This is a genomic window from Actinomadura sp. 21ATH (assembly GCF_041951345.1).
In the GTDB taxonomy this organism is placed as follows: domain Bacteria; phylum Actinomycetota; class Actinomycetes; order Streptosporangiales; family Streptosporangiaceae; genus Spirillospora.
The window spans coordinates 75,470-97,994 of sequence record NZ_JBGNUR010000007.1; the positions used below are offsets into that span (position 1 = coordinate 75,470).

The window sequence follows — 22,525 nt, forward strand, 5'->3', positions numbered from 1 at the left end:
AGCGGACTCGATCACGCGATGTGAGGGAGACTCGGTCACTCGCGTTCCGTTCGTGACGCGGCCGGTACCGGCGGCCGGAGCACCCCGCGCTCCGGCCGTCCCGGTACGGCCGCCTCACCGGCGCCGCAGGCCGCGGAGCCGTCCAGCGCCGCGCCGTCCACCGCGAGATCGCCGGCCGCTGGGCCGTCCCCGTCCCGGTGGAGGGGCAGCCGCAGGATGAGGCGGGCGCCGCGCTCGCTGGGCCCCACGTACAGGCGGCCGCCGTGCGCCATCACGATCTCGCGGGCGACCGCCAGGCCCAGCCCGCTGCCGCCGGCGGCCCGGCTGCGCGCCGAGTCCACCCGGGCGAACCGCTCGAAGATCCGCTCCCGGTCGCCCGAGGCGATCCCGGGCCCGTCGTCGCGGACCTCCAGCACCGCCTCGCCGGCGTCCGCGGCCAGGCACACCTCGATGCCCTCGCGCGCGTACCGCTCGGCGTTGCTGAGCAGGCTCACCAGCACGCGGCACATCTGGAGCCGGTTCACCCGCACCGCCACGCCCTCCTCCAGCCGGCTGCGCACCGGCACCCGGTCCGAGCGGCCCGACAGCTCCGCGCGCACCAGGCCGGTCAGGTCCAGCGGCATGGCGACCGGCGCCGACCCCGCGTCGATGCGGGTCAGCGCCAGCAGGTCGGTCACTATCCGCTGCAGCCGCTCGGCGTCGCCCATCGCGTCCCGCAGCGTCCCCACCAGGTCCGTGCCGTCCGGGTCGGCCAGCGCCACCTCGAGCCGGGTGCGCAGGCCGGTGACGGGCGTGCGCAGCTCGTGCGAGGCGTCGGCGGCGAACTGGCGCTGCTGGTCGAACAGGCGCTCCAGCCGGTCCAGGGTCGCGTTGAACGTGCGGGCCAGCAGGGCGAGGTCGTCGTCGCCCGGCACCGCCACCCGCGCGCTGCCCAGCGGTCCGACCGCCGCGGCCTCGGCCGCCTCCGCCGCCAGCGCCCGTATCTCCCCGCGGCGGCGCCGGGCGCGGGCGGCCGCGCTCCGGTACGCCCTGATCCCCGCGCCGAGCAGCACGATCAGGACCAGGCACAGCCCGGCCAGCGCGACGGCGAGGACCGCGTCCCCGGGGAGGCGTTCGCCCGCCGCCGCGGGCGCGCCCGGAAGCGGAACGGCGGACGCCCACGGGAGGCGAGCGGAATCTCGTACCCGCATGCCTCCTTTGTATGTCCATAGCGCCAAATGGAAGGCAAAGTCCGGACCCGGGTCCCGCCCCGCCCGCGCCGCGATCCCCAAGCGGGGCTGGGCGAACGGCAGTCGATGATCGTCCCGGCCCGGCCATGACCCGTCCATGATCCGGCCGCGGATGCCCGTACCAGGTCCTTTGCCGCCATTTTCACTGGGAGTAACAGGAGCATCACTTTTCAGCGCCTATAAAGGATCCTGTGATGTCGGCTCCCGCCGTACAGGGGAGAAGGGCAATGAGCCAGACGGGCGAACCGCGGTTCGATGCCGGCGTGCTGAGCGCCGCGCAGCGCCAGGGCGACGCCTGCGTCGTCTGCCACAAGAAGTGGCCGCGGCCGCGACTGCGCGTGGGGCTGCTGCCCGACGGCCAAGGGGTGTTCGCGTGCGACGATTGCGCACCCGCCCTTCCGGCTCCCCGCGGGCCCGCCCGCCCGCCGGGGCCGACCACCCGAGCCGGACGCCCGCCGACCCGGCGGGCTCCGGTGGCGCCGGTCTCCGAGGAGGCCGGCGACTGGGAGATCTCTCCAGGAGGAAGGGTGACCCGGGCCATCGGGGGGAGGCCCGGGACCACCCGTCAAGGCGCGCCCGGCTGGGGGCGGCCGGGCGCGCCTATTTAACGTCCTCGCGGCTCAGTTCGCCGGCCTGCCCGCCGGCGTGCTCGCGGGCCTGCCGGACGGCTTGCCCGCCGGCTCGCTCTCCGCGCTCGTGGCCTCGTTCCAGGCCCGGGTCCACTCGGCGTAGTCGGTGCAGTCGCGCTTGCCGTCGCGGTCCCGGCCGCACTGCCGGGACGGCGTGTGCGCGAAGATCACCTTGTCGAGGTAGCCGCGGTCGCCGACGCGGTAGGCGTCGCAGAAGCCGGCGCCGAGGCGGTCGCCGGAGCACGCCTGCGGGTTGGCCGGGGCGACGCCCGACCACTCGGCCACCTGCTGCTGGACGTCCGGGGACGAGGTCCACTGGAGCCACTGGTACATGCAGTTCGGGTGCTCGGCGCGGGCGCCGATCATCCACGCCTTCATCCAGCCGGTGACCCCGCCGGACGGCACCACGCCCTGGACGGGCTTGCCGGCGCGGGTGAGCACGTCCACCTGGTACGGCCAGACCTGGCCCAGCGCGGCCCGCCCGCCGGCGAACGCGCTGACCGCCTCGGCCGGCTTCTCCCAGTACGCCGCGACGTGCGGGCGCTGCTCGGCGACCACCTTCGCGGCCGCGTCCAGTTGCTTGCGGGTCAGCGAGTACGGGTCGCCGATCTTCAGCTTGCGCCGCTCGCCCTTCAGGTAGAGCGCGGCCTCGGCGATCGCCAGCGGGCTGTCCCGCATGATGATCCGGCCGGAGAACCGCTTCGCCTGGGCGGGGTCGAAGAGCGCGGCCCAGTTCTGCGGGGCCGCGGTCGCGCGGGTGTCGTGCATGAGGAGGTTGGAGCCCCACACGTACGGGACGCCGTAGACCTTGCCGTCCTCCTTGAGGAGGTCGCGCAGCCGCGGTTCGAGCTTCTTGTAGCCGTCCACGAGGTTGGGGTTGACCGGGGTGATGTGGCCGTTGTCGATCAGCTGTCCGGCGACCTCGGGCGGGGCGGCGACGCCGTCGTAGGTCCGGCCCGGGTTCTGCATGAGGTCGGTCATCTCCTGGACGCCGTCGGCGACCTTCCAGCTGACCTTGCAGCCGGTGCGCTCCTCGAACGGCGTGACCCAGTCGACCCGGGGGTCCTTGCCGCCGTTCTCCAGGTCGTCGGCCAGCGTCACCAGGCTCAGCGAGCCCTCGCCGGGGCCGAGCGTGCTCGCCACCCGGACCGCCCCGGCCGGCCGGTCCGCCTCTCCGGCGTCCTCGCCGCCGCTGCACGCGCCGCCCAGCGCCAGGACCGCCGCCCCCGCGGCCAGCACCGCCACCGGCACCTTGGCCCTCAGCCTCATGTGGATGTCGCTCCCGCTCGCCTCGCCCACCGGGCCGTCCCCGTCGCGGACGCCCCGTCGGCGCAGCGTAGCGTCTCCGCCGCCGTGGCACGGCCCGCATCCGGCGGATCTCACGCCGCCGCGGGTTTCGCCACGACCGTCCCCCCAACCGTCACCGTGCCGTTTTCAGCCATTCCTCAATGCATTTTCCGGCCATTTGCGGACGGCCGTCCTCCGCGCGGAGGAAAAGAGACCGCCGCGGCCCGGGGGGACAGCGGGTGCTGGCGTCCGCGCCATACACGGAGGTTGCTGGAGAGGGATATGGCGCGGGCTACTGTCCGTCCCGGGGCCGCGGCGGCACCGGCGGGCGTGGCGAGGTTGGGGAACAGCGGATCACCTTGCAGTGCTGCCTGGCCACGCGATCGCCGGTACCCGGCCGAACGATGACGGTGTGATGCCCTCGAGACGGAGGAGATTCGAGGGCCGCCACGCGTCCTGCCGGGGGTCCCGTTCCGCCGGGCGGAGACCGTCGCCGGTCGCCGGCCGGGCGGGTTCGCCGGGCTGGGTGGGGTCGTCGGCGTGCTGGACCACCTCGATCCGTGCGATGAGCGTCTGGGGGGTCTCGGCCTCGACGAACCCGCCGTCGCGCTCCCGCGGCGGCAGCGCCCACCAGCGCCGGGTGAAGGGCCCGAACCAGACGGTCCACCCCGGGAAGCGCCGGCCGAGCGCCTGGGCCTCGGCCGTGTGGTGGTCGTCTGCGGTCATGGCGCGACTCTCCTGCGGACCCCGTCCGCCCCGGCCCGATCCCGGGCCGCGGCCTTTTTTATTTGCGTCTCCATTTAAAAGAGACAATCAGATTGTGGCGAACGCCACAGAAGCAGTCAACACTTGTAGCTATTATTTGTCGGACCCGCCGCGACGGAAATTGACGACGGAAATCTGCGGGCGGAAGAAAATTCCGGCGGCCGACCTGCGCGCGGGCGCTGGGGCCGTGACCCTTGCGCCCCGCGGACAACGGCCGTCACATTCGGCACGCTCGGTCGCGGCCGGGCCACGCGGCGTTCACCTTCCGGTCACCGGTGGCGCTTAGGGTGATGCCCCTTGTGACCGAGAACGATTCCCCGCGCCCGCCTGCCGCGCGGCGCCTTTCAACCATATTTAGTGGAATATGGGCGATTCGTCCGGGCGTGTCCCATCTGCCGTTCGTGGTGGCGCTCCTCGGCGGGGCCGCCGTCCGCTGCGTGGCCACGCTCGGCCACCCCGGCGTCCTGTGGTTCACCGGCGACTCCTACTTCTACCTGGGCCGCGCGCTGCGCCCCGAGCCCTCCCCCAGCAAGACGATCGGCTACTCGTTCCTGCTGCGGCTGCTCGAACCCGCGCACAGCCTCGCCCTGGTGGCCGTCCTCCAGCACCTCATGGGGCTGGCGGTCGCGGTGCTGGTGTACGCCCTGCTCCGGCGCGCCGGCCTGCCCGGCTGGGGCGCGACGCTGTGCGCGCTGCCGATCCTGTACGACGCGTACCAGATCCAGCTCGAGCACCTGCTCATGGCGGAGGCGCTGTTCACGTTCCTCATCGCCGCCGCGCTGGCGCTCCTCCTGTGGCGGACGCTGCCGTCCCGTACCGGGGGGACGGAGCCGCGCGGCCCCGCCTGGTGGATGGCGCTCGCCGCCGGGCTGCTGCTGGGGTACGCCGTGCTGGTGCGGTCGGCCGGGGCGCCGCTGATCCCGCTCGCCCTGCTGTTCCTGCTGCTCCGCCGCGGCGGGTGGCGGCCGGCCCTGGTGTTCGGCGCGGCGGCGGCCGCCCCGCTCGTCGCGTACGCCGTCTGGTTCCACTCGGTCCTCGGCTCGTACTCGCTCACCACCAGCGACGGCCTCTACCTGTGGGGGCGCACCGCCCCGTTCGCCGACTGCGCGCGGATGAGACCGCCGCCCCACCAGGAGGCGCTCTGCCTCGACCCGGAGCTGAGAGCGGCCGGCCACGCCCCCGGGCACCTCATCTGGCGGTCGGAGGCACCGCCCCGGATCCTGTACGAGAACGTCACCGACCCCGAGCACAACGCGACGCTGCGCGACTTCGCCGTCCGCGCGATCCTCGCCCAGCCCGGCGACTACCTGCGGACGGTCGGGGACGGCCTGGGCAAGGCGTTCAGCCCGAACCGCTTCCCGCACCCCACGGCCGCGACCGAGTCGCTCTACCACTTCCAGGACCAGCCGCAGATCTTCCCCGGCGGGCGCGGCTGGGGCGGCGAGGGCGGCACGGCGATGACGGACGCGGTCCGCTACGAGCGCTCCGTCCACCCCAACCGGGTCGTGCGGCCGCACGCCGACCGCATGGTCGCCTACCAGGAGTCCGTCCACCTGCCGGGGCCCGCGCTGGGGCTGCTGTTCGCCCTCGGCGCCGCCGGGATCGCGACCGCCCGCGGCCGCCGCGCCGCGCTGCTGGCCTGGGGCGGCGCGGCGACGCTGCTGGTGTTCCCGATCGCGAGCGCGGACTTCGACTACCGGTACGTGGTGCCCGCGATGCCGTTCGCGTGCCTGGCCGCCGGGCTCGCCGTCACGCGCGCCCGGCTCCCCCTGCGCCCCCGGCGGCCGGTCGTCACCCGTTCGTCGGGAAGCCCAGCCGCACCCCGCCGTGACTCGGATCCGGCCACCGTGCCGTGACCGCCTTGGTGCGCGTGTAGAAGTGCACGCCCTCCATGCCGTGCGCGTGGCTGTCGCCGAACAGCGACGCCTTCCAGCCGCCGAACGAGTAGTACGCCATCGGCACCGGGATCGGCACGTTGACGCCGACCATGCCGACCTCCACCTCGTTCTGGAAGCGGCGGGCGGCACCGCCGTCGCTCGTGAAGACGGCGGTGCCGTTCCCGTACGGGTTGGCGTCGAGCAGGTCCATCGCCTCCTCGTACGACCCGGCGCGCACCACCGACAGGACGGGACCGAAGATCTCGTCGCGGTAGGCGTCCATCTCGGGCGTGACGTGGTCGAGCACGGTCGGGCCGAGCCAGAAGCCGTCGCCGGGCGGCACGCTCTCGCGCCCGTCCACGGCCAGCACGGCGCCCTGGGCGACGCCGCCGTCCAGGTACGAGACGACCCTGTCGCGGTGCGCGCGGGTGACGAGCGGCCCCATGTCGGACCCGGGGTCGTCGCCGGGGCCGACCTTCAGCCGGGCGACGCGCTCCTTCACCTTCGCGACCAGCTCGTCGCCGACCGGGCCGACGGCGACGACCACGGAGATCGCCATGCAGCGCTCGCCGGCCGAGCCGAACCCGGCCGAGACCGCCGCGTCCGCGGCCAGGTCCAGGTCGGCGTCGGGCAGCACCACCATGTGGTTCTTCGCGCCGCCGAGCGCCTGCACGCGCTTGCCGGTACGGGCCGCGGTCTCGTAGATGTGGCGGGCGACGGGCGTCGAGCCGACGAAGCTGACCGCCTTGACGTCGTCGTGGTGCAGCAGCCCGTCCACCGCGGCCCTGTCGCCGTGCAGCACGTTGAAGACGCCGTCGGGCAGCCCCGCGTCGGCCCACAGCTCGGCGAGCCGCACCGACGCCGACGGGTCCTTCTCGGACGGCTTCAGCACGAACGTGTTCCCGCAGGCGATGGCCACCGGGAACATCCACATCGGCACCATCGCCGGGAAGTTGAACGGGGTGATCCCGGCGACGACGCCGAGCGGCTGCAGGATCGAGTACGCGTCCACGCCCGTCGACACGTTCTCCGAGAACCCGCCCTTGAGCAGGTGCGGGATGCCGCAGGCGAACTCGACGACCTCCAGGCCGCGGGCCACCTCGCCGGCCGCGTCCGGCACCACCTTGCCGTGCTCGGACGAGATGATCCGGGCCAGCTCGTCGCGGTGCCCGTCCACCAGCTCACGGAAGCGGAACATGATCTTCGCGCGCCGCGCCAGCGACGCGTCCCGCCACGCGGGGAACGCCGCCTTCGCCGCGGCGACCGCGGCGTCCACCTCGGCCGGCCCGGCGAAGTCGACCGTGCCCGCCAGGGTGCCGGTGGAGGGCTCGTAGAGGTCGCCCTGCCGGCCGGATGAACCGTTGAAGGGCTTCGCGCCGATCCAGTGGGTGACGTGCTTGCTCATGAGGCGTCCAGGGTTTCGAGGGAGGCGGTCAGGATGGCGAGACCCTCGGCGGCCTCGGCGTCGGTCAGGTTCAGCGGCGGCGCCATCCGCACGACGTTGCCGTACAGGCCGCCCTTGCCGACCAGCAGGCCGCGCTCGCGGCACGCCTCCATCAGGGCGGCGGCGGCGCGGGCGCCGGCCAGCTCGACGGCGAACATCAGGCCCTTGCCGCGCACGTCGCGGACGGCCGGCAGGCGTTCGGCGGCGGCGCGCAGCCCGCCGATGATCACGTCGCCCTGCTTGGCGGCGTTGGCCTGGAGGTCGTGCTCCAGCACGTAGTCCAGGGTGGCGTTGGCGGCCGCCATCGAGACCGGGTTGCCGCCGAACGTCGACAGCCCGACCGCGGGCAGCGCGTCCATCAGCTCGGCGCGCGCGACCACGCCGCCGACGGCGAAACCGTTCCCGAGCCCCTTGGCGAACGTCATCGCGTCCGGTGTCACGCCGTGGTTCTCGATGCCGAAGAAGCCCTGCCCGGTGCGGCCCCACGCGGTCTGCACCTCGTCGGAGACGAGGAGGATGCCGTACTCGTCCAGGACCTCCTTGTACGCGGCGTACAGCCCGTCCGGCGGCATCGTGAACCCGCCCACGCCCTGGATCGGCTCGGCGATCAGCGCGGCGACGTCGCCGCCCGCCGCCGTGGCCAGCACGTGCCGCAGGTCCTGCACGCACGCCTCGGTGTACGCCGCGTCGGACATGCCGGCGAACTGCGGCAGGTGGCGGTCGGTGCCGTGCAGGAAGTGGGCGTGGACGGGCGAGTACGACACGTTCGTCCAGGCCCGGTTGCCCGTGACGCCGATCGCCCCGAACGACCGGCCGTGGTAGCTCTGCCGCATCGCCAGCACCTGGTCGGTGCGCCGCGCGTACGTGGCCAGCAGCAGCGCGGCCTCGTTGGCCTCGGTGCCCGAGTTGGTGAAGAAGACCTTGGCGTCCGGGATCCCGGACAGCCGCGCGATCTTCTCCGCCAGCTCGACCTGGCCGCCGATCAGGTAGGACGTCGAGGTGTGCACGACGCCGGTGGCCAGCTGCCGCTCCACCGCCTCCCGGACCTCCGGGACGTCGTACCCGATCATGTTGGTGAGGATTCCGGTGAAGAAGTCGAGGTACCCCTTGCCCTGCGCGTCGGTCACCCGGCTCCCCTTGCCGGAGACGATCTCGATCGGTTCGGCGTAGTTGAGCGCGAGCCACGACGGCATGACCGCCCGGTGGCGCTGCAGCAGGCTGGCTGACATGCCCCCCAGTCTCACCCCGGCCCCCGCCCCCGGCCAGCTTCACACTGTCAGCATCGCGTTCCGGGGTTTGACGCTGTGCAGGATTTACACTGTGTAAACGATGCTTCCGACGCTGGCCGACGTCCTCGGCCTCGACGCGGTGCGCCGGGGCCAGCCGCACGTGGTCGCCGGCGGCGACCGGCTCGGCAACCGGGTCCGCTGGGTGCACGTCGCCGAGGTCACCGACATCGCCCACCTGCTGCACGGCGGCGAGCTGGTCCTCACCACCGGCATCGCGCTGCCCGACGAGCCCGCCCGGCTGCGCGCCTACATCGCCGAGCTGGCCGAGGTCGGCGTCAGCGGCCTGATGGTCGAGCTGGGCCGGCGGTACGCCTCCAGCCTGCCGCCCGCCCTCCTCGCCGCCGCGGAGGAGCACGGGCTGCCGGTGGTGATGCTGGCGCACGAGCCCGCGTTCGTGGACATCACCGAGTCCGTGCACGCGCGGATCGTCCAGGACCAGTTCGCCGAGCTGCGCGCCTCCGAACGGCTGCACGAGATCTTCACCCGGCTGTCGGTCGAGGGCGCCTCCACCGACGAGGTCGTCCGGCAGGTCGCCGCGCTCGGCGGCCGCCCGGTCGTCCTGGAGAACCTGTCCCACCAGGTGCTGGCCGCCGACGCCGACGGCCGCGACCCCGCCGAGCTCCTCTCCGCCTGGGAGACCCGCTCCCGCGCCGTCCGGCCCGGCCGCCGCACCGGCTACGACGAGGCGTCCGGCTGGCTGGTCACCACGGTCGGCGCCCGCGGCGAGGACTGGGGCCGCCTCATCATCACGCTGGACGCCCCGCCCACGCCGCGCGAGACCGTGCTGATCGAGCGCGCCGCCACCACCCTCGCCCTCGGCCGCCTCCTGGACCGGCACGCCGAGAGCGTCGAGCGCCAGGCGCACGGCACGATCATCGCCCGCATCCTGGAGCACGCCTACTCCGACCCCCAGGAGGCCGCGGCCCGCGCCCGCGCCCTCGGCGTCCCGCTGTCCGGCCGCCGCCTCCTCGGCGTCGTCGTCCGCCCCCGGACGCCCGCCCAGCCAGCCGAGATCTCCGAACTCGCCGAGACCACCGCCGCCGCCTGCAAGGAGGCCCGCCTGTCGGCCCTGGTCGGCGTCCTGGACGAGGGCGGCCCCGGCTCCCGCGTCGGCGTCCTGGCCTCCCTGCCCGCCCGCGCCGACGCCGAGACCGCCCTCGGCGCCGTCGCCACCCGCGTCCACGCCCAGTCCCCCGCCGTGATGGCCGCCGGCTCCGTCGTCGACTCGATCCGCGACGTGCGCCGCTCGTTCCTGGAGGCGGAACAGGTCGCCGACGTCGCCTGCCGCTCCTCCGGCGACCGCCCCTACTACCGCCTCCCCGACCTCCGCCTGCGCGGCCTCCTGCACCTCCTCCGCGACGACGCCCGCATCCAGACGTTCGTCGAGCGCGAGCTGGGCCCCCTCCTCCAGTACGACGCCGACCGCGGCGCCGACCTGACCGGCGTCCTGCGCCTCTACCTCGACACCGGCCGTAACAAGGCCGTCGCCGCCCAGCGGGCCCACCTCTCCCGCCCCGCCTTCTACGAGCGCCTCCGCCGCATCGAGCGGGTCCTGGGCACGAGCCTCCACGACGTCGACTCCTGCCTCTCCCTCCACGTCGCGCTCCTGGCCCTCGACTCCCTCCGCCAGGAACGCCCCTGACCCCGCCCCGGCGCGCATAGGCTCCCGGCGTGGGAATGATCGAGATTCCGGGGCGGCTGGCGGAGTACCAGGCGCGTTTCAACGGGGACGCGGGGCGGGCCTGGATCGCGGCGCTGCCCGGGCTGGTGGACGGGTGCCTGGAGTTCTGGGGGCTGAAGCCGGACGGGGAGCCGCGGCACGGGATGGCGGGGCTCGTGGTGCCCGTCGTCCGGGGCGACGGGACGCCGGCCGTGCTCAAGGTCCGGCTGGTGAACGAGGAGAGCGAGGGCGAGGGCGGCGCGCTGCGGGCCTGGGACGGGCAGGGCGCCGTGCGGCTGCTCGACGAGGACCCGGCGGCGGGGGCGCTGCTGCTGGAGCGGCTCGACGCGGAGCGGTCGCTGATGGCGGTCGAGGACGACGCGCGGGCGCTGGAGCTGCTGGCCGGGCTGCTCGGGCGGCTGGTGGCGCGGCCCGCGCCGGACGGGATGCGGCGGCTCACCGACATCGCGCACGCGATGGTGCGGCAGGTGCCGGAGGCCGTGGCGGCCTTCCCGGACCGGCGGCGGATCCTGGAGGCGTGCGCGGGAGCGGTCGCGGAGCTGGCCGATGAGGGCGGGGACCGGCTGCTGCACTGGGACCTGCACTACGAGAACGTGCTCGCCGGCACCCGCGAGCCCTGGCTGGCGATCGACCCGAACCCGCTGGCCGGGGACCCGGGGTTCGACCTGATGCCGGCGCTCGACAACCGCTGGGACGAGATCGCGGCGCGGGGCGACGTCGCGCGGGCCGTCCGGTGGCGGTTCGACCTGATGGTGGACGCGCTGGGCCTGGACCGGGCGCGGGCGGCGGGGTGGACGCTGGGGCGGGTCCTGCAGAACACGCTGTGGGACGCCGAGGACGGGGAGCCGGAGATGAGCCCGGTCCAGCTGGCGATCGGCGAGGCGCTGCTGCCGTACTGGTCGTAAGTCGGCTCCGTTCGGGCAGAACGGGACGGTGACAGCGCGGACGTTCGGAGTCGAGGAAGAGCTGCTGCTGGTGGATCCGGCGGGCGGGCGGCCGCGTGCCGTGGCGGACGCGGTGATCCGCTTCGCGCGCGAGCACGGCGGGGTGCCGCTGGCCGGGGCGGGGAACGCGGGGCTGCTGGAGACCGAGCTCCAGCGCCAGCAGCTGGAGACGTGCACGCTGCCGTGCTCGTCGCTGGACGAGCTGTGCGGGCAGATCAGGGACGTGCGGCAGGCGGCGTCGGTGGCGGCGGCCGGGGCGGGCTCGGCGGTGGCGGCGCTGGCGACGTGCCCGATGGAGGTGCGGCCGGCGCTGACGCCGTCGCGCCGGTACCGGAAGATGGCCGACGAGTACGGGATGACCGCCGACGAGCAGCTCACCTGCGGCTGCCACGTGCACGTGGGCGTGGAGTCGCCGGAGGAGGGCGTGGCGGTCCTGGACCGGATCCGGCCCTGGCTGCCGCCGCTGCTGGCGCTGACGGCGAACTCGCCGTTCTGGCAGGGCACCGACTCGGGGTACGCGAGCTGGCGGCAGCAGGTGTGGGGTCGGTGGCCGTCCAGCGGGCCGACGGAGCCGTTCGGGTCGGTCGCGGCCTACCGGGCGGCGGTGGGCGGGCTGCTGGCGACCGGGGCGCTGCTGGACGAGGGCATGGTCTACTTCGACGCGCGGCTGTCGCGGCACTACCCGACGGTGGAGGTGCGGGTCGCCGACGTGTGCCTGAACGCGCGGGACGCCGCCCTGCTCGCGGCGCTGGTCCGGGGCCTGGTGGAGACGGCCGCCCGGGAGTGGCGCGCGGGCGTGCGGCCCGATCCGGTGCGGACGGACCTGCTGCGGCTGGCGATGTGGCGGGCGAGCCGTTCCGGCCTGGACGGCGACCTGGTGCATCCGCTCGCGCACCGGGCCGTTCCGGCGCGCGAGGTCCTGGACGCGCTGCTCGCGCACGTGGCCGGCGCGCTGGAGGACCACGGCGATCTGGAGACGGCGGAGCTGGGGCTCGGCCGCCTGCTGGAGGAGGGCACCGGCGCCCGGCGGCAGCGCGCCGTGTACGCGGACACGGGCCGGATGAGCGACGTGGTGACGGACGCCGTCCGGCGCACGAGCGCTTCCTAGCCGCCCTGCCAGCCGCCCTGCCAGCGGCGCCGCCGGCGGCTCCGTCAGCGGCGGAGGAGGCGGCGCAGGCCGGGGTCGGCGGCGAGGAGGCGGTCCAGTTCGGCCGGGCCGATGTGGTCGGCGAGGGTCTGGAGCGCGATGTCCTGGCGGACGTACTCGGCGGCCATCAGCGCGACGGCGGGGTCGGCGGTGTAGATGCCCCAGGCGGTGCCGCCGCCGAAGCCGCCGACGACGGCCTCGCGGCGGTCGCCGACGACGACGATCAGCCGGTAGCCGAGGTCGTCCAGTACGGCCCGCGCGTGCCGGTGCTCGCGGACGTCGCCGGGCAGGTCGGTCGCGCCGTACGTGATGGCGGAGACCGCGGCGCCGCGGCCGGCGGCGGCCCTGACCTGCGGCGCCAGCCGGTCCAGCTCCTGCGGCCAGGCGGACAGGAACAGGTCGCGGGACGCGGCCGCGATCACGTCGCCGGCGCGGGCGAGCATGGCGTCGGCGTCGGTGAGGTTGTGCAGCGGGTGGGCCTCGGGCTCGGCGGCCACGGCGGGCAGCGCGTCCTCCAGCGCGGCCAGCGAGCCGTCGAACTCGCGGCGCAGCCGCTCGATCAGCGCCTCGGGCGGGAGCGGCAGGTACTCGGTGGCGCCGGCCCCGCCGCGCCGCTCGTACGCCGCGCCGCGCGCGACCAGCTTGCCGAGCGTCTCGTACACGGTGCTGCGCGGCACCCCGGAGCGCTTGGCGACCTCGTAGCCGTTGACCGGCCGGCCGGCGGCGACGAGGGCGACGTACGCCTTGGCCTCGTACCCCGACATGCCGAGCCGCTGGAGGTGTTCGAGGACGTCGCGCACCGGCGCCATGCTACTCGCGCCCGGCGGCGAGAATGCCCGGGTGACCCGATACCTGGACGACGAGGCGCTGGAGCGGTCCGCGGTGGTGGCCAACTGCGCCATGAACCGCGAACGCTCGCTGGCGGGATCCAACGGCTACGGCCGCGAGCTGGGCCTCGACATCGCCGCCGAGCTGGCCCGGCGCGGGCGCTGGCTGGACCTGTGCTGCGGCACGGGCCGGGCGCTGGACGAGGCGGCCGCGCTGGCGGAGGGCCGCACGGAGATCGTCGGCGTCGACCTCGCCGGGCACTTCGTCCCGCGGCGGCCGGCGGGTCCGGTGCTGGTGACGGCGTCGGTGACGGCCTGGGAGCCAGACGGGCGGTTCGATCTCATCACCTCCGTGCACGGGCTGCACTACGTGGGCGACAAGCTGGGCGTGCTGGAACGGGCCGCGTCGTGGCTCACGGAGGACGGCCTGCTCGTCGCCAACCTGGACGTCCGCTCGGTCCGGGTCGCGGGCGGCACGCCGCGGCGGCTCGCCGCCGAGCTGCGGCGGCAGGGGTTCGCCTACGACACCGCCCGGCGGCGGGTCTCGATGCGCGGCGGCCGGGCGGTGCGGTTCCCGTACCGCTACCTGGGCGCCGACGACCAGGCCGGGCCCAACTACACCGGGCAGCCGGCGGTCGACTCGTACTACGAGGACGCGTACTAGCCTGCGGAGAGTGGATCTCGGACTGAAGGGCCGCCGGGCGGCGGTGGCGGCGGCGAGCGGCGGGCTCGGGTACGCGGCGGCGAAGGCGCTGCTGGACGAGGGCGCGCGCGTCGCCGTCTGCGGGCGCGACCGCGGGCGGCTGCACGCGGCGGCCGGACGGCTCGGCGGGGACGTGCACCCGATCGTCGCGGACGTGGGGACGCCGGCGGGCGCGGCCGGGTTCGTCGAGGAGGCCCGGGCCGCGCTCGGCGGCGTGGACGTCCTGGTCACCAACGCGGGCGGGCCGCCGGCGGGCGACTTCGCGTCGACGCCGGTGGAGGCGTACGGGCCGGCGCTCGACCTCAACCTGATGTCGGTCGTGGCGATGTGCAAGGCCGCCGTGCCGGAGATGCGCGAGCGCCGCTGGGGCCGGATCGTGGCGATCACCTCGATCACGGTGCGGCAGCCGGCGGCGTCGCTGATCCTCTCCAACACGGCGCGGGCGGGCGCGACCGGCTTCCTGAAGACGCTGGCCCGGGAGGTCGCCGGCGACGGCGTGACGGTGAACTCGCTGCTCCCCGGCTCGCACGCGACCGACCGGCTGCGGTCGCTGGCGGACGACCTGGACGAGGTGGCGGCGGGCATCCCGGCGGGCCGGGTGGGCGACCCGGCCGACTTCGGGGCGTGCGTGGCGTTCCTGTGCTCGGCGCAGGCGGGGTTCGTGACCGGGGCGGCGCTCCAGGTCGACGGCGGGGAGTACGCCGCGCTGCTGTGAAAGCGCGCGGTTACGATGGCGCGCCATGGCCTCCCCTGCCGACTGGACTCCCCCGTCCGAGCATCTGATCCGCGCGGCGAACCTGGCGCTGGCGCCCTGGCGCGCGTGGACCTCGCCGGTCTTCCACGGGCTGCGGAACGTGCCCCGGCACGGGCCGGCGCTGCTGGCCGGCAACCACACGGTGTACGGCGTGATCGACGCGCCGCTGATCTTCTTCGAGATCCACCGGCGGCGCGGGGTGTGGGTCCGCTCGCTGGCCGACCACCTGCACTGGCAGGTCCCGGTGTGGCGCCGGATCATGGACCTGGGCGGCTCGGTCGACGGCACCCGCGCCAACTGCCGCGCGCTGCTGGACGCGGGCCAGATCGTGGTGGTGTTCCCGGGCGGCGCCCGCGAGGCCACCCGCGACCGCGGCGAGCGCTACCGGCTCCAGTGGGGGCGGCGGCTCGGCTTCGCCCGGATGGCGATCGAGGCGGGCTGCCCGATCGTCCCGTTCGGCACGGTCGGGGTCGAGGAGATGTTCACGACGGTGGTGGACCCGGGCAGCCCGCTGCTCGCGCCCGCGCGCGCCCTGGGCCGTACGGTGCTGGGCGAGCGCGGCCACCGCGACGACGTCGTCCCGCCGCTGTCGCGCGGCATCGGGCTGACGCCGTTCCCGCGTCCCGAGCGCCTCTACTACCGCTTCGGCGAGCCGATCGACACGGCGCCGTGGGCGGGCCGGGCGGGCGACGAGCGCGCCGTGCGGGAGGTGCGCGACCTGGTCCGCGACGCCGTGGAGGGCATCATCGGCGACCTGCGCGCCGAGCAGGCGGCGGATCCGTCGCGCACGCCCCTGGGACGCATCGGGCGCGGCATGGCCCGGGGCAGCCGGCTGCTCCCCCGGGTCGTCCCGCGGGTCATCTCGCGCTGACCGCCCGCGAGGGGCGCGGCGGCACCGGTCAGGCGGGCGCCGGCCGGTCTCCCCCCATCAAGGGAGACCGGCCGGCGTCCACTTCCGGCCAGCCGCGCCCGCCCGGCGCGGGGGCGGGCGCGGACCGCCGCGGGGCGCCCCGGGGGTGGGCGGCCCGCGGCGGCGGCCGGATCCGCCGCCCGGCCCGCTCGCGCAACCGGACCGGGCGGCGGGGCGGTCAGGCCGCGGCGGTGGCGCGGCGCTGGAAGGGCAGGTAGTTGTCGGCCCGGCGCGGGCGGGCGAGCAGGCCGGTGGACTCGACCGCGAGGATGCGGTCGAAGCGGAAGGCGCGGATGCCGCGCCGCATCCGGCACCAGCCGACGAGGTACCAGTGGTCGCGGTGGACGAGGCAGGTGACCGGCTCCACCTCGCGGATCGTGACGTTGGCGCCCGCGTCGCCGTAGCAGAGCCGGACGACGCGGTGCTCGGTGACGGCCGCGGCGATGACGCGGGCGCGGTCGGCGGTGGAGGCGTCGAGAGTGCTGGTCAGCGTGCCGAGGGTGGCGGTGACGACGTCGTCGTGGGCGTCGATGTCGAGCAGGGTGCGCAGGGCCCGCCGCGCGGTCGCGGCCTGCGGCCCGGTGCCCAGGTGGGCGAGGGAGAGCGCCAGGGCGGCGATCTCCGCCGCGGTGAGATCGGTGCGGTGCGTCGCAACGTTCGCCATGATTCGATAATACGTTCGAACACTGACATTTTGCAGGCCCGCGAGGGCCCTCTTGAGAAGGCTCTGCGCATGGTGAACACTGATCACCACCATTTGCTCGTACCGGGGGATACAGGGGCAGAGTTGGGTCAGCGTCAGGTCGTCCGCCGATGAACCGCGACGAGGTCGACCGCGCCCTCGCGGAGCTCCGGGACGAGAAGGAGCGGATCGGCGCGGCCCTGCTGGAACTCGAGTCCCACCACGGCTACCGGCTGCTGGAGGGCGCGGAGCTGACCGGCGAGACGGCGGCGCGGCGGGCCGCGCTGCTGGCCGGGATGTCGGCGCTGTGGACGCTGTTCGACCTGTACGGGCGCACGCTCGGCGCCGCCGAGGAGCTCCGCGCCCGGCACGCACGCCCCGGCGCTGCGCAGCTCGCCGAGCTGACCCGGCTGCTCAGCGGCCCGTCGGTCGAGCTGCCCGCCGAGGAGGTCCCGCTGGAGCGCCGCACGCTGCTGGCGGCGCCCGGCGGCGAGCGGGTGACGCTCCGGGACGTGGTCGCGCGGATGACGCCGATGTACGAGGAGGCGGCCCGTACGGTCGCCGCCGTCGACACCGTCTGGTCCGCGCTGCTGGCGCGGCTCGACGAGGTCGAACGGGACCTGCGCGCGGCCGGCGAGCTGGTCGCGGGCCTCGGCGCGCCCGAGCCGGAGTACGACCGCGTCAGCGAGAACGTGCGGACGCTGGCGGCCGCCGTCCGCTCCGACCCGCTCGCGGTCGGGACCGGCGGGCTCGACGCGGCCGCGCGCGAGCTGGCCGCGCTGCGCGAGCGGCTCGCCGAGGCCGCGCGGTTCCGCGCCGGGTTCGAGGACCGGATGCGGAAGGTGCGGGACGCGGTCGGCCTCGTCCGCGACACCGAGGACGAGATCCGCCGCGCCCGCGAGCGCGTCCTGGAGAAGATCGCCTCCCCCGCCCTGCCCGCCCCGACCGCGCTGGCCGCGACGCTCGACGACCGGCTGGCGGCGCTGTACGGCCTGCGCGACCGGCACCGCTGGGGCGAGCTGGCGGACCGCGCGACCGATCTCGACCGGGCCGCGCGGGACGCGCTCCAGCGGGCGCGCGGCGACCTCGGCCTCGTCACCGGCCTGCTGGACCGCCGCGAGGAGCTGCGCGGGCGGCTGCTGGCCTACAAGGCGAAGGCCGGGCGGCTGGGGCTGGCGGAGGACGCCGGGCTCGGCCGCATGTACGAGGAGGCCCGCGCGGTGCTGTGGACCTCCCCCTGTGACCTCAGGAAGGCGACCGTCATGCTGTCGGGTTACCAGCAGGCCATCGCGGAGCGGGCGGAGGGCCGATGAACCAGTGCACGGTGCCGGGCTGCGGCGGAACCGTCGAAGACGGCTACTGCGTCGTATGCGGCATGGCGGCCACGGCGAATCCCGATCCGGCGGCGGCGGGCGCGGGCCCCGCGCCGGGCGCCTGCTCGGAGCCCGGCTGCTCGGGAACGATCGCGGACGGCTACTGCGACGTCTGCGGCTCCCCCGCCGCCGCGCCGGCCGCGGCCGCGTCTCCAGCGCCGCCGCCGTCCTCCTCGTCCCCCTCGTCCCCCTCGCCCTCCTCGCCGTCCCGGTGCACCCAGTCCGGCTGCACGGGCGCCATCGTCGACGGCTACTGCGACGTGTGCGGGATGCCGCCGTCGGTCAGGTCGGCGGGCACCCCGGCCTCCGGCTCGTCCGGCGGCGCGCACACGGGCTCCGGATACACGGGCTCCGGGCGCACCGGATCCACCCGTACCGGATCCACCCGCACGGGGTCGTCGCGCTCGTCGGGACGGCGCGGGATGCTGGGCGCCGGGCTCGTCGAGGTGCCGCGCGTCCCGTACCGCGACCCGTCCACGGCCGTCCTCAGCGACCCGCAGGTCGCCGAGAACCGGCGCTACTGCAGCAACTGCGGCGAGCCGGTCGGCCGCAGCCGCGACGGCCGGCCGGGCCGTACCGAGGGGTTCTGCGCCAAGTGCCGGACGGCGTTCTCGTTCACGCCCAAGCTCGCCGCCGGCGACCTGGTCGGCGGTCAGTACGAGGTGCTGGGCTGCATCGCGCACGGCGGCCTCGGCTGGATCTACCTCGCGCTCGACCGCAACGTCAACGACCGCTGGGTCGTCCTCAAGGGCCTGCTCGACACCGGCGACGCGGACGCGCTCGCGGCGGCGACGGCCGAGCGCGCCTACCTGGCCGAGGTCGAGCACCCCAACATCGTCAAGATCTACAACTTCGTGCAGCACGGCGGCGCCGGCTACATCGTCATGGAGTACGTCGGCGGCGCGTCGCTGAAGGACATCCTCCAGCAGCGCCGCAGCGCGACCGGCGAGCAGTCGCTGCCGGTCGGGCAGGCCATCGCGTACGGCCTCGAAGTGCTCCAGGCGTTCGGCTACCTGCACGCGCAGGGCCTCGTCTACTGCGACTTCAAGCCCGACAACGTGATCCAGTCCGAGGAGCAGCTGCGGCTGATCGACCTCGGCGGGGTGCGCCGGCTGGACGACCAGGACGGCGCGATCTACGGCACCGTCGGCTACCAGGCACCGGAGATCGCCGACGCCGGCCCCTCGATCAGCTCTGACCTCTACACGGTGGGCCGCGCGCTCGCGGTGCTGAGCTTCCCGTTCAAGGGCTACACGTCCACGTGGGCCGACAGCCTGCCGCCGGCCGCCGACGTGCCGGTGCTGGCCCGGTTCCCGTCGTACGACCGGCTGCTGCGGCGCGCCACGCACAAGGACCCGGCCCGCCGGTTCCAGGACGCCGCCGAGATGGCCGAGCAGCTCACCGGCGTGCTGCGGGAGGTGCTGGCGGCCGAGGACGGCGAGCAGCGGCCCGCGCCGTCCGGGCTGTTCGGGCCGGAGCGGTCGGTGCCCGGCATCACCACGGAACGGCTGATCGACCGCGCCGACGTGCTGCCGCGCGTCCTGCGGGCCGAGGCCGCGGTGTCGCTGCCGGTGCCGCTGGTGAGCGGCGGCGACCCGGCCGCCGGGTTCCTGGCCGGGCTCACCGCGCTCGAACCCGCCCGGATGGCCGGCGCCCTGGCGGCCGCGCCGCAGCAGACCCCCGAGGTGCGGCTGGCGCTGGCCCGCGTACGGATCGAGCTCGGCGCGTACGACGAGGCACGGGCGCTGCTGGACGCGTTCGACGCCGAGGCGCCCGGCGACTGGCGGACCGCGTGGTACCGCGCGCTGGCGACGCTGGCCGAGGGCCGCCCGGACGAGGCCGCCCCGCTCTTCGACGACCTGTACGCGCTGCTGCCCGGCGAGGCGGCGCCGAAGCTGGCGCTGGCCTACTGCCTGGAGCTGAGCGCGCCGCGGGACGCCGCCGCGCTGTACGAGACCGTCTGGCGCACCGACCGGCAGTACATCGGCGCGGCCTTCGGCCTGGCCCGGGTGCGTCTGGACGCCGGGGACCGGGCCGCGGCGACGGCGGCGCTGGACTCGGTGCCCTCGACGTCCATCCACTTCCACGCGGCGCAGGTGGCCGCCATGGCCGCCGCCGTGCGCGGCCGCTCCCCCGGCGACGTCACCGCCGCCGAACTGGGCCGCGCCGGGGAGCGGCTGGAGGCGCTGGGGCTGGAGGGCGACCGGCACGACCGGCTCGCCGCGGAGGTGTTCGAGGCCGCGCTGGACTGGGTGGAGCACGCGGCGTCCGGCGCCGGCGGCGGGCGGCCCCAGGGCGGGACGGTGCTCGGCGCGCCCCTGCTGGACGCCCCGCTGCGGGTGCGGCTGGAGGCGACCTACCGCTCGCTGGCCCGGCGCGCCACCGACCGCGAGGACCGGCGGTGGTTCGTCGACTGCGCCAACGCCGTGCGGCCGAGGACGCTGCTGTGACGGGCGAGGCGGCGAAGGCCGCGGAGCTGAAGTGCCCGTCCTGCGGCGAGCTCGTCTTCCCCGGCGAGGACTACTGCGAGGCGTGCGGGCGGCGGCTGACGCCGGGCGGCGAGGACGCGCCCCAGGCTCCCGTGCCGGCGGCCCCGGCCGGGCCCGCCTGCGTCGGCTGCGGAACGGGCACGATCGACGCCGACGGCTACTGCGAGCAGTGCGGCCTGCGCCAGCCGGCCGAGCGCGACCACGTGGAGATCGAGCTGCCCGGCTCGGCCGCGGCCGGGGCGAGCGACCGCGGCAAGCGGTACGCCCGCAACGAGGACGCGATCGCGCTCGCGGAGGTCCCCGGCGGCGTCGCGGTGGTCGTGTCGGACGGCGTGGGGTCGTCCCCGCGTCCCGAGGAGGCGTCCCGCGCGGCGGCCGAGACCGGCGTGGCCGAGCTGGCCGCGCGGCTGCGGAACGGCACCGCGCCCGAGGACGCCATGCGCGCGGCCGTGGCGCGGGCCGCCGCCGCCGTCGCCGCGCTGGCCGCCTCGCCCGCCGAGGCGCCGTCCTGCACGTTCGTCGCCGCGGTGACCGGCCCGGGGCGGGTCACCGTCGGCTGGGTCGGCGACAGCCGCGCGTACTGGCTGTCCGCGTCCGGCGACGGCTCGCCCCTCGACACCCTGCCCCCGCGGCCCCCGCGGCCCCCGCAGGGGAACGGCGCGGATCCGGCGGCCGCCGGTGAGTCGGAGGACCCCGCGGACACCGCCGATCTGGCCGACACCGCGGACATGGCGGGCGACGCGAAGCTGGGCGCGTCCCGCGCTCTGACCGAGGACGACTCCTGGGCCGCGTACATGGTCGCCCAGGGGACGATGACCGAGGCGGAGGCGGAGGCGCACCCGAACGCGCACGTCATCACCGGCTGGCTGGGCGCCGACGCCGAGGACGTCCGGCCGCACGTCGCCGCGTTCACCGCCGATTCAGCTTCGCCCGGCACGCTGCTGGTGTGCAGCGACGGGCTCTGGAACTACCTGCCCCGCGCGCAGGACCTGGCCGCGGCGCTGGCCGGCGCCGCCGCCGATCCGGCGGCCGACCCGCTCGGCGCCGCGCGGGCACTGGTCCGCCGGGCGCTGGACGCCGGCGGGCGCGACAACATCACGGTCGCCGTGATCCCCCTCCCCCCTTCCCCCTCGTCGAGCCAGGAGCGCGAGCGTTGAGCGAGCAGCCGCAGTTCACCATCAAGGTCGACCAGAACAAGTTCCTGCCCGAGGGCGGCCGCGAAGTGCACGCCATCGTCTCCGTGGAGGGCACCGGCTCCCCCGCGGGCCCGGGCGCGGCGACGGCGGCCGGGGCCGCCGAGGTCATCATCATCGACACCTCGGGCTCGATGTCCTATCCCGACACCAAGCTCCGCTCGGCGATCGCCGCCGCGCAGACCGCGATCGACACGATCCGGGACGGCGTGCACTTCGCGGTGATCTCCGGGGCCAACAGCGCCAAGATGGTCTACCCGGGCAACGCGGTCCTCGTCCGGGCGGACGCGAAGACGCGGGCGGACGCCAAGCACGCGCTGAGCCGGCTCCAGGCGTCCGGCGGCACCGCCATCGGCTCCTGGCTGCGGCTGGCCGACGAGCTGTTCGACGCCCACCAGGAGGGCGTCCGGCACGCGATCCTGCTGACCGACGGCAAGAACCAGCACGAGACGGCCGAGGAGCTGGACGCGGTCCTGTTCCGCTGCTCCGGCCGCTTCGTCTGCGACTGCCGCGGCGTGGGCACCGACTGGGAGGTCGCGGAGCTCCGCAAGATCTCCTCCGCGTTGCTCGGCGGCGTCGACATCGTCGCCGACCCGCAGGACCTGGTCGCCGACTTCCAGGCGATGACGGAGGCGGCGATGGGCAAGGCGGTCGCCGACGTCATGCTGCGGGTCTGGACGCCGCAGGCCGCCAAGCTCCGGTACGTCAAGCAGGTGATGCCCTCGGTCGAGGACCTCACCGGCAGGCGGGTGGAGGCGGCGGCGCAGGCGGGCGACTACCCGCTCGGGGCGTGGGGCGCCGAGAGCCGCGACTACCACATCTGCGTCGAGGTCCCGCCCGGCGACGTCGGCAAGGAGCTGCGCGCGGCCTGGGTCAAGCTGATGGTGCCCGGCCCGGCCGGCCAGGAGCCGCAGGTGCTCGCCACCGGCAACGTGCTGGCCCAGTGGACCGACGACGAGGCGCAGTCCACCCGGATCAACGCGCGGGTGGCGCACTACACCGGGCAGGCGGAGCTGGCCGAGGTCATCCAGGAGGGCCTCCAGGCCCGCAAGGACGGCGACCTCGACACCGCCACCGCCCGGCTCGGCCGCGCCGTGAAGCTGGCCGACGAGGCCGGCAACGAGGCGATCACCACGATGCTGCGCAAGGTCGTGGACGTGGTCGACCCGGTCACCGGGACGGTCCGGCTGAAGAAGAACGTCAACAAGGTCGACGAGATGGAGCTGGACACCCGTTCCACCAAGACCGTGCGCACCCGAGGTTCCTCCCATCCCAACCCGCCCGGCACGGGCGAGGGCTGAG

The 22,525-nt window shown here is 75.3% G+C and carries 18 protein-coding genes; 11 read left to right on the forward strand and 7 right to left on the reverse strand.

What is annotated here, in order from left to right:
- Positions 1–35: 35 nt before the first annotated feature.
- From ACA361_RS21755 to ACA361_RS21765, 3 genes are all read right to left on the reverse strand, one after another.
- Complete coding sequence (locus tag ACA361_RS21755) at positions 36–1,190, reverse strand: sensor histidine kinase (protein ID WP_375014387.1); 1,155 nt, start codon at positions 1,188–1,190, stop codon at positions 36–38.
- Between the two features lie 659 nt (positions 1,191–1,849).
- Entirely contained in the window at positions 1,850–3,127 is a 1,278-nt protein-coding gene (locus tag ACA361_RS21760; RefSeq protein ID WP_375014388.1) for an ABC transporter substrate-binding protein, read from the reverse strand.
- 372 nt (positions 3,128–3,499) lie between these two features.
- Positions 3,500–3,871 (reverse strand): hypothetical protein, encoded by a 372-nt coding sequence (locus ACA361_RS21765; protein WP_375014390.1) that lies wholly within the window; start codon positions 3,869–3,871, stop codon positions 3,500–3,502.
- A gap of 422 nt (positions 3,872–4,293) precedes the next feature.
- Here ACA361_RS21765 and ACA361_RS21770 point away from each other — a divergent pair, with 422 nt between their 5' ends.
- Entirely contained in the window at positions 4,294–5,766 is a 1,473-nt protein-coding gene (locus tag ACA361_RS21770) for a phospholipid carrier-dependent glycosyltransferase (protein WP_375014392.1), read from the forward strand.
- On the opposite strand, the gene ACA361_RS21775 is transcribed toward ACA361_RS21770, so the two are convergent.
- Both ACA361_RS21775 and ACA361_RS21780 read right to left on the reverse strand, forming a co-directional pair.
- On the reverse strand, positions 5,702–7,192 hold the full coding sequence (locus ACA361_RS21775; protein WP_375014394.1) for a CoA-acylating methylmalonate-semialdehyde dehydrogenase: 1,491 nt from the start codon (positions 7,190–7,192) through the stop codon (positions 5,702–5,704). The genes ACA361_RS21770 and ACA361_RS21775 overlap by 65 nt on opposite strands.
- Positions 7,189–8,460: an aspartate aminotransferase family protein gene (locus ACA361_RS21780; RefSeq protein ID WP_375014396.1), complete on the reverse strand. Its 1,272-nt coding sequence runs from the start codon at positions 8,458–8,460 to the stop codon at positions 7,189–7,191. Before ACA361_RS21780 ends, ACA361_RS21775 begins: the two co-directional genes overlap by 4 nt.
- A gap of 100 nt (positions 8,461–8,560) precedes the next feature.
- Here ACA361_RS21780 and ACA361_RS21785 point away from each other — a divergent pair, with 100 nt between their 5' ends.
- From ACA361_RS21785 to ACA361_RS21795, 3 genes are read left to right on the forward strand one after another with little or no spacing between them, the layout of a single operon-like run.
- Positions 8,561–10,162 carry a PucR family transcriptional regulator gene (locus ACA361_RS21785; protein ID WP_375014398.1) on the forward strand — a complete coding sequence of 534 codons (1,602 nt, stop codon included), beginning with the start codon at positions 8,561–8,563 and terminating at the stop codon, positions 10,160–10,162.
- Positions 10,163–10,197: 35 nt separating this feature from the next.
- Entirely contained in the window at positions 10,198–11,106 is a 909-nt protein-coding gene (locus ACA361_RS21790) for an aminoglycoside phosphotransferase family protein (RefSeq protein ID WP_375014886.1), read from the forward strand.
- A gap of 28 nt (positions 11,107–11,134) precedes the next feature.
- Complete coding sequence (locus ACA361_RS21795; protein WP_375014400.1) at positions 11,135–12,253, forward strand: glutamate--cysteine ligase; 1,119 nt, start codon at positions 11,135–11,137, stop codon at positions 12,251–12,253.
- 44 nt (positions 12,254–12,297) lie between these two features.
- Here ACA361_RS21795 and ACA361_RS21800 read toward each other — a convergent pair whose 3' ends face one another.
- On the reverse strand, positions 12,298–13,101 hold the full coding sequence (locus ACA361_RS21800; RefSeq protein ID WP_375014402.1) for a TrmB family transcriptional regulator: 804 nt from the start codon (positions 13,099–13,101) through the stop codon (positions 12,298–12,300).
- 31 nt (positions 13,102–13,132) lie between these two features.
- Here ACA361_RS21800 and ACA361_RS21805 point away from each other — a divergent pair, with 31 nt between their 5' ends.
- The 3 genes from ACA361_RS21805 to ACA361_RS21815 are packed head-to-tail and all read left to right on the forward strand — an operon-like array spanning position 13,133 to position 15,447.
- Positions 13,133–13,783, forward strand: a complete 651-nt coding sequence (locus ACA361_RS21805) for a class I SAM-dependent methyltransferase (protein WP_375014404.1) — start codon at positions 13,133–13,135, stop codon at positions 13,781–13,783.
- Between the two features lie 10 nt (positions 13,784–13,793).
- Positions 13,794–14,537, forward strand: a complete 744-nt coding sequence (locus tag ACA361_RS21810) for an SDR family oxidoreductase (protein ID WP_375014406.1) — start codon at positions 13,794–13,796, stop codon at positions 14,535–14,537.
- A 25-nt stretch (positions 14,538–14,562) separates the two neighbouring features.
- Complete coding sequence (locus ACA361_RS21815) at positions 14,563–15,447, forward strand: lysophospholipid acyltransferase family protein (protein WP_375014408.1); 885 nt, start codon at positions 14,563–14,565, stop codon at positions 15,445–15,447.
- 217 nt (positions 15,448–15,664) lie between these two features.
- Here ACA361_RS21815 and ACA361_RS21820 read toward each other — a convergent pair whose 3' ends face one another.
- Positions 15,665–16,150, reverse strand: coding sequence for a helix-turn-helix transcriptional regulator (locus tag ACA361_RS21820; protein ID WP_375014411.1), 486 nt, complete (start codon positions 16,148–16,150; stop codon positions 15,665–15,667).
- A gap of 149 nt (positions 16,151–16,299) precedes the next feature.
- On the opposite strand from ACA361_RS21820, the gene ACA361_RS21825 reads away from it, so the two are divergent.
- From ACA361_RS21825 to ACA361_RS21840, 4 genes are read left to right on the forward strand one after another with little or no spacing between them, the layout of a single operon-like run.
- Positions 16,300–17,481, forward strand: coding sequence for a hypothetical protein (locus tag ACA361_RS21825; protein ID WP_375014415.1), 1,182 nt, complete (start codon positions 16,300–16,302; stop codon positions 17,479–17,481).
- Positions 17,478–19,991, forward strand: a complete 2,514-nt coding sequence (locus tag ACA361_RS21830; RefSeq protein ID WP_375014417.1) for a tetratricopeptide repeat protein — start codon at positions 17,478–17,480, stop codon at positions 19,989–19,991. Before ACA361_RS21825 ends, ACA361_RS21830 begins: the two co-directional genes overlap by 4 nt.
- Positions 19,988–21,187, forward strand: a complete 1,200-nt coding sequence (locus ACA361_RS21835; RefSeq protein WP_375014419.1) for a protein phosphatase 2C domain-containing protein — start codon at positions 19,988–19,990, stop codon at positions 21,185–21,187. Before ACA361_RS21830 ends, ACA361_RS21835 begins: the two co-directional genes overlap by 4 nt.
- On the forward strand, positions 21,184–22,524 hold the full coding sequence (locus tag ACA361_RS21840; protein WP_375014421.1) for a VWA domain-containing protein: 1,341 nt from the start codon (positions 21,184–21,186) through the stop codon (positions 22,522–22,524). The genes ACA361_RS21835 and ACA361_RS21840 overlap by 4 nt, the downstream gene beginning before the upstream one ends.
- Position 22,525 lies beyond the last annotated feature (1 nt).

Bases quoted from the DNA above. Each gene is read 5' to 3' on its own strand.
- ACA361_RS21755 (WP_375014387.1), bottom strand. From the start codon at position 1,190: ATGCGGGTACGAGATTCCGCTCGCCTCCCGTGGGCGTCCGCCGTTCCG.
- ACA361_RS21760 (WP_375014388.1), bottom strand. From the start codon at position 3,127: ATGAGGCTGAGGGCCAAGGTGCCGGTGGCGGTGCTGGCCGCGGGGGCG.
- ACA361_RS21765 (WP_375014390.1), bottom strand. From the start codon at position 3,871: ATGACCGCAGACGACCACCACACGGCCGAGGCCCAGGCGCTCGGCCGG.
- ACA361_RS21775 (WP_375014394.1), bottom strand. From the start codon at position 7,192: ATGAGCAAGCACGTCACCCACTGGATCGGCGCGAAGCCCTTCAACGGT.
- ACA361_RS21780 (WP_375014396.1), bottom strand. From the start codon at position 8,460: ATGTCAGCCAGCCTGCTGCAGCGCCACCGGGCGGTCATGCCGTCGTGG.
- ACA361_RS21785 (WP_375014398.1), top strand. From the start codon at position 8,561: ATGCTTCCGACGCTGGCCGACGTCCTCGGCCTCGACGCGGTGCGCCGG.
- ACA361_RS21790 (WP_375014886.1), top strand. From the start codon at position 10,198: ATGATCGAGATTCCGGGGCGGCTGGCGGAGTACCAGGCGCGTTTCAAC.
- ACA361_RS21800 (WP_375014402.1), bottom strand. From the start codon at position 13,101: ATGGCGCCGGTGCGCGACGTCCTCGAACACCTCCAGCGGCTCGGCATG.
- ACA361_RS21815 (WP_375014408.1), top strand. From the start codon at position 14,563: ATGGCCTCCCCTGCCGACTGGACTCCCCCGTCCGAGCATCTGATCCGC.
- ACA361_RS21820 (WP_375014411.1), bottom strand. From the start codon at position 16,150: ATGGCGAACGTTGCGACGCACCGCACCGATCTCACCGCGGCGGAGATC.
- ACA361_RS21825 (WP_375014415.1), top strand. From the start codon at position 16,300: ATGAACCGCGACGAGGTCGACCGCGCCCTCGCGGAGCTCCGGGACGAG.
- ACA361_RS21830 (WP_375014417.1), top strand. From the start codon at position 17,478: ATGAACCAGTGCACGGTGCCGGGCTGCGGCGGAACCGTCGAAGACGGC.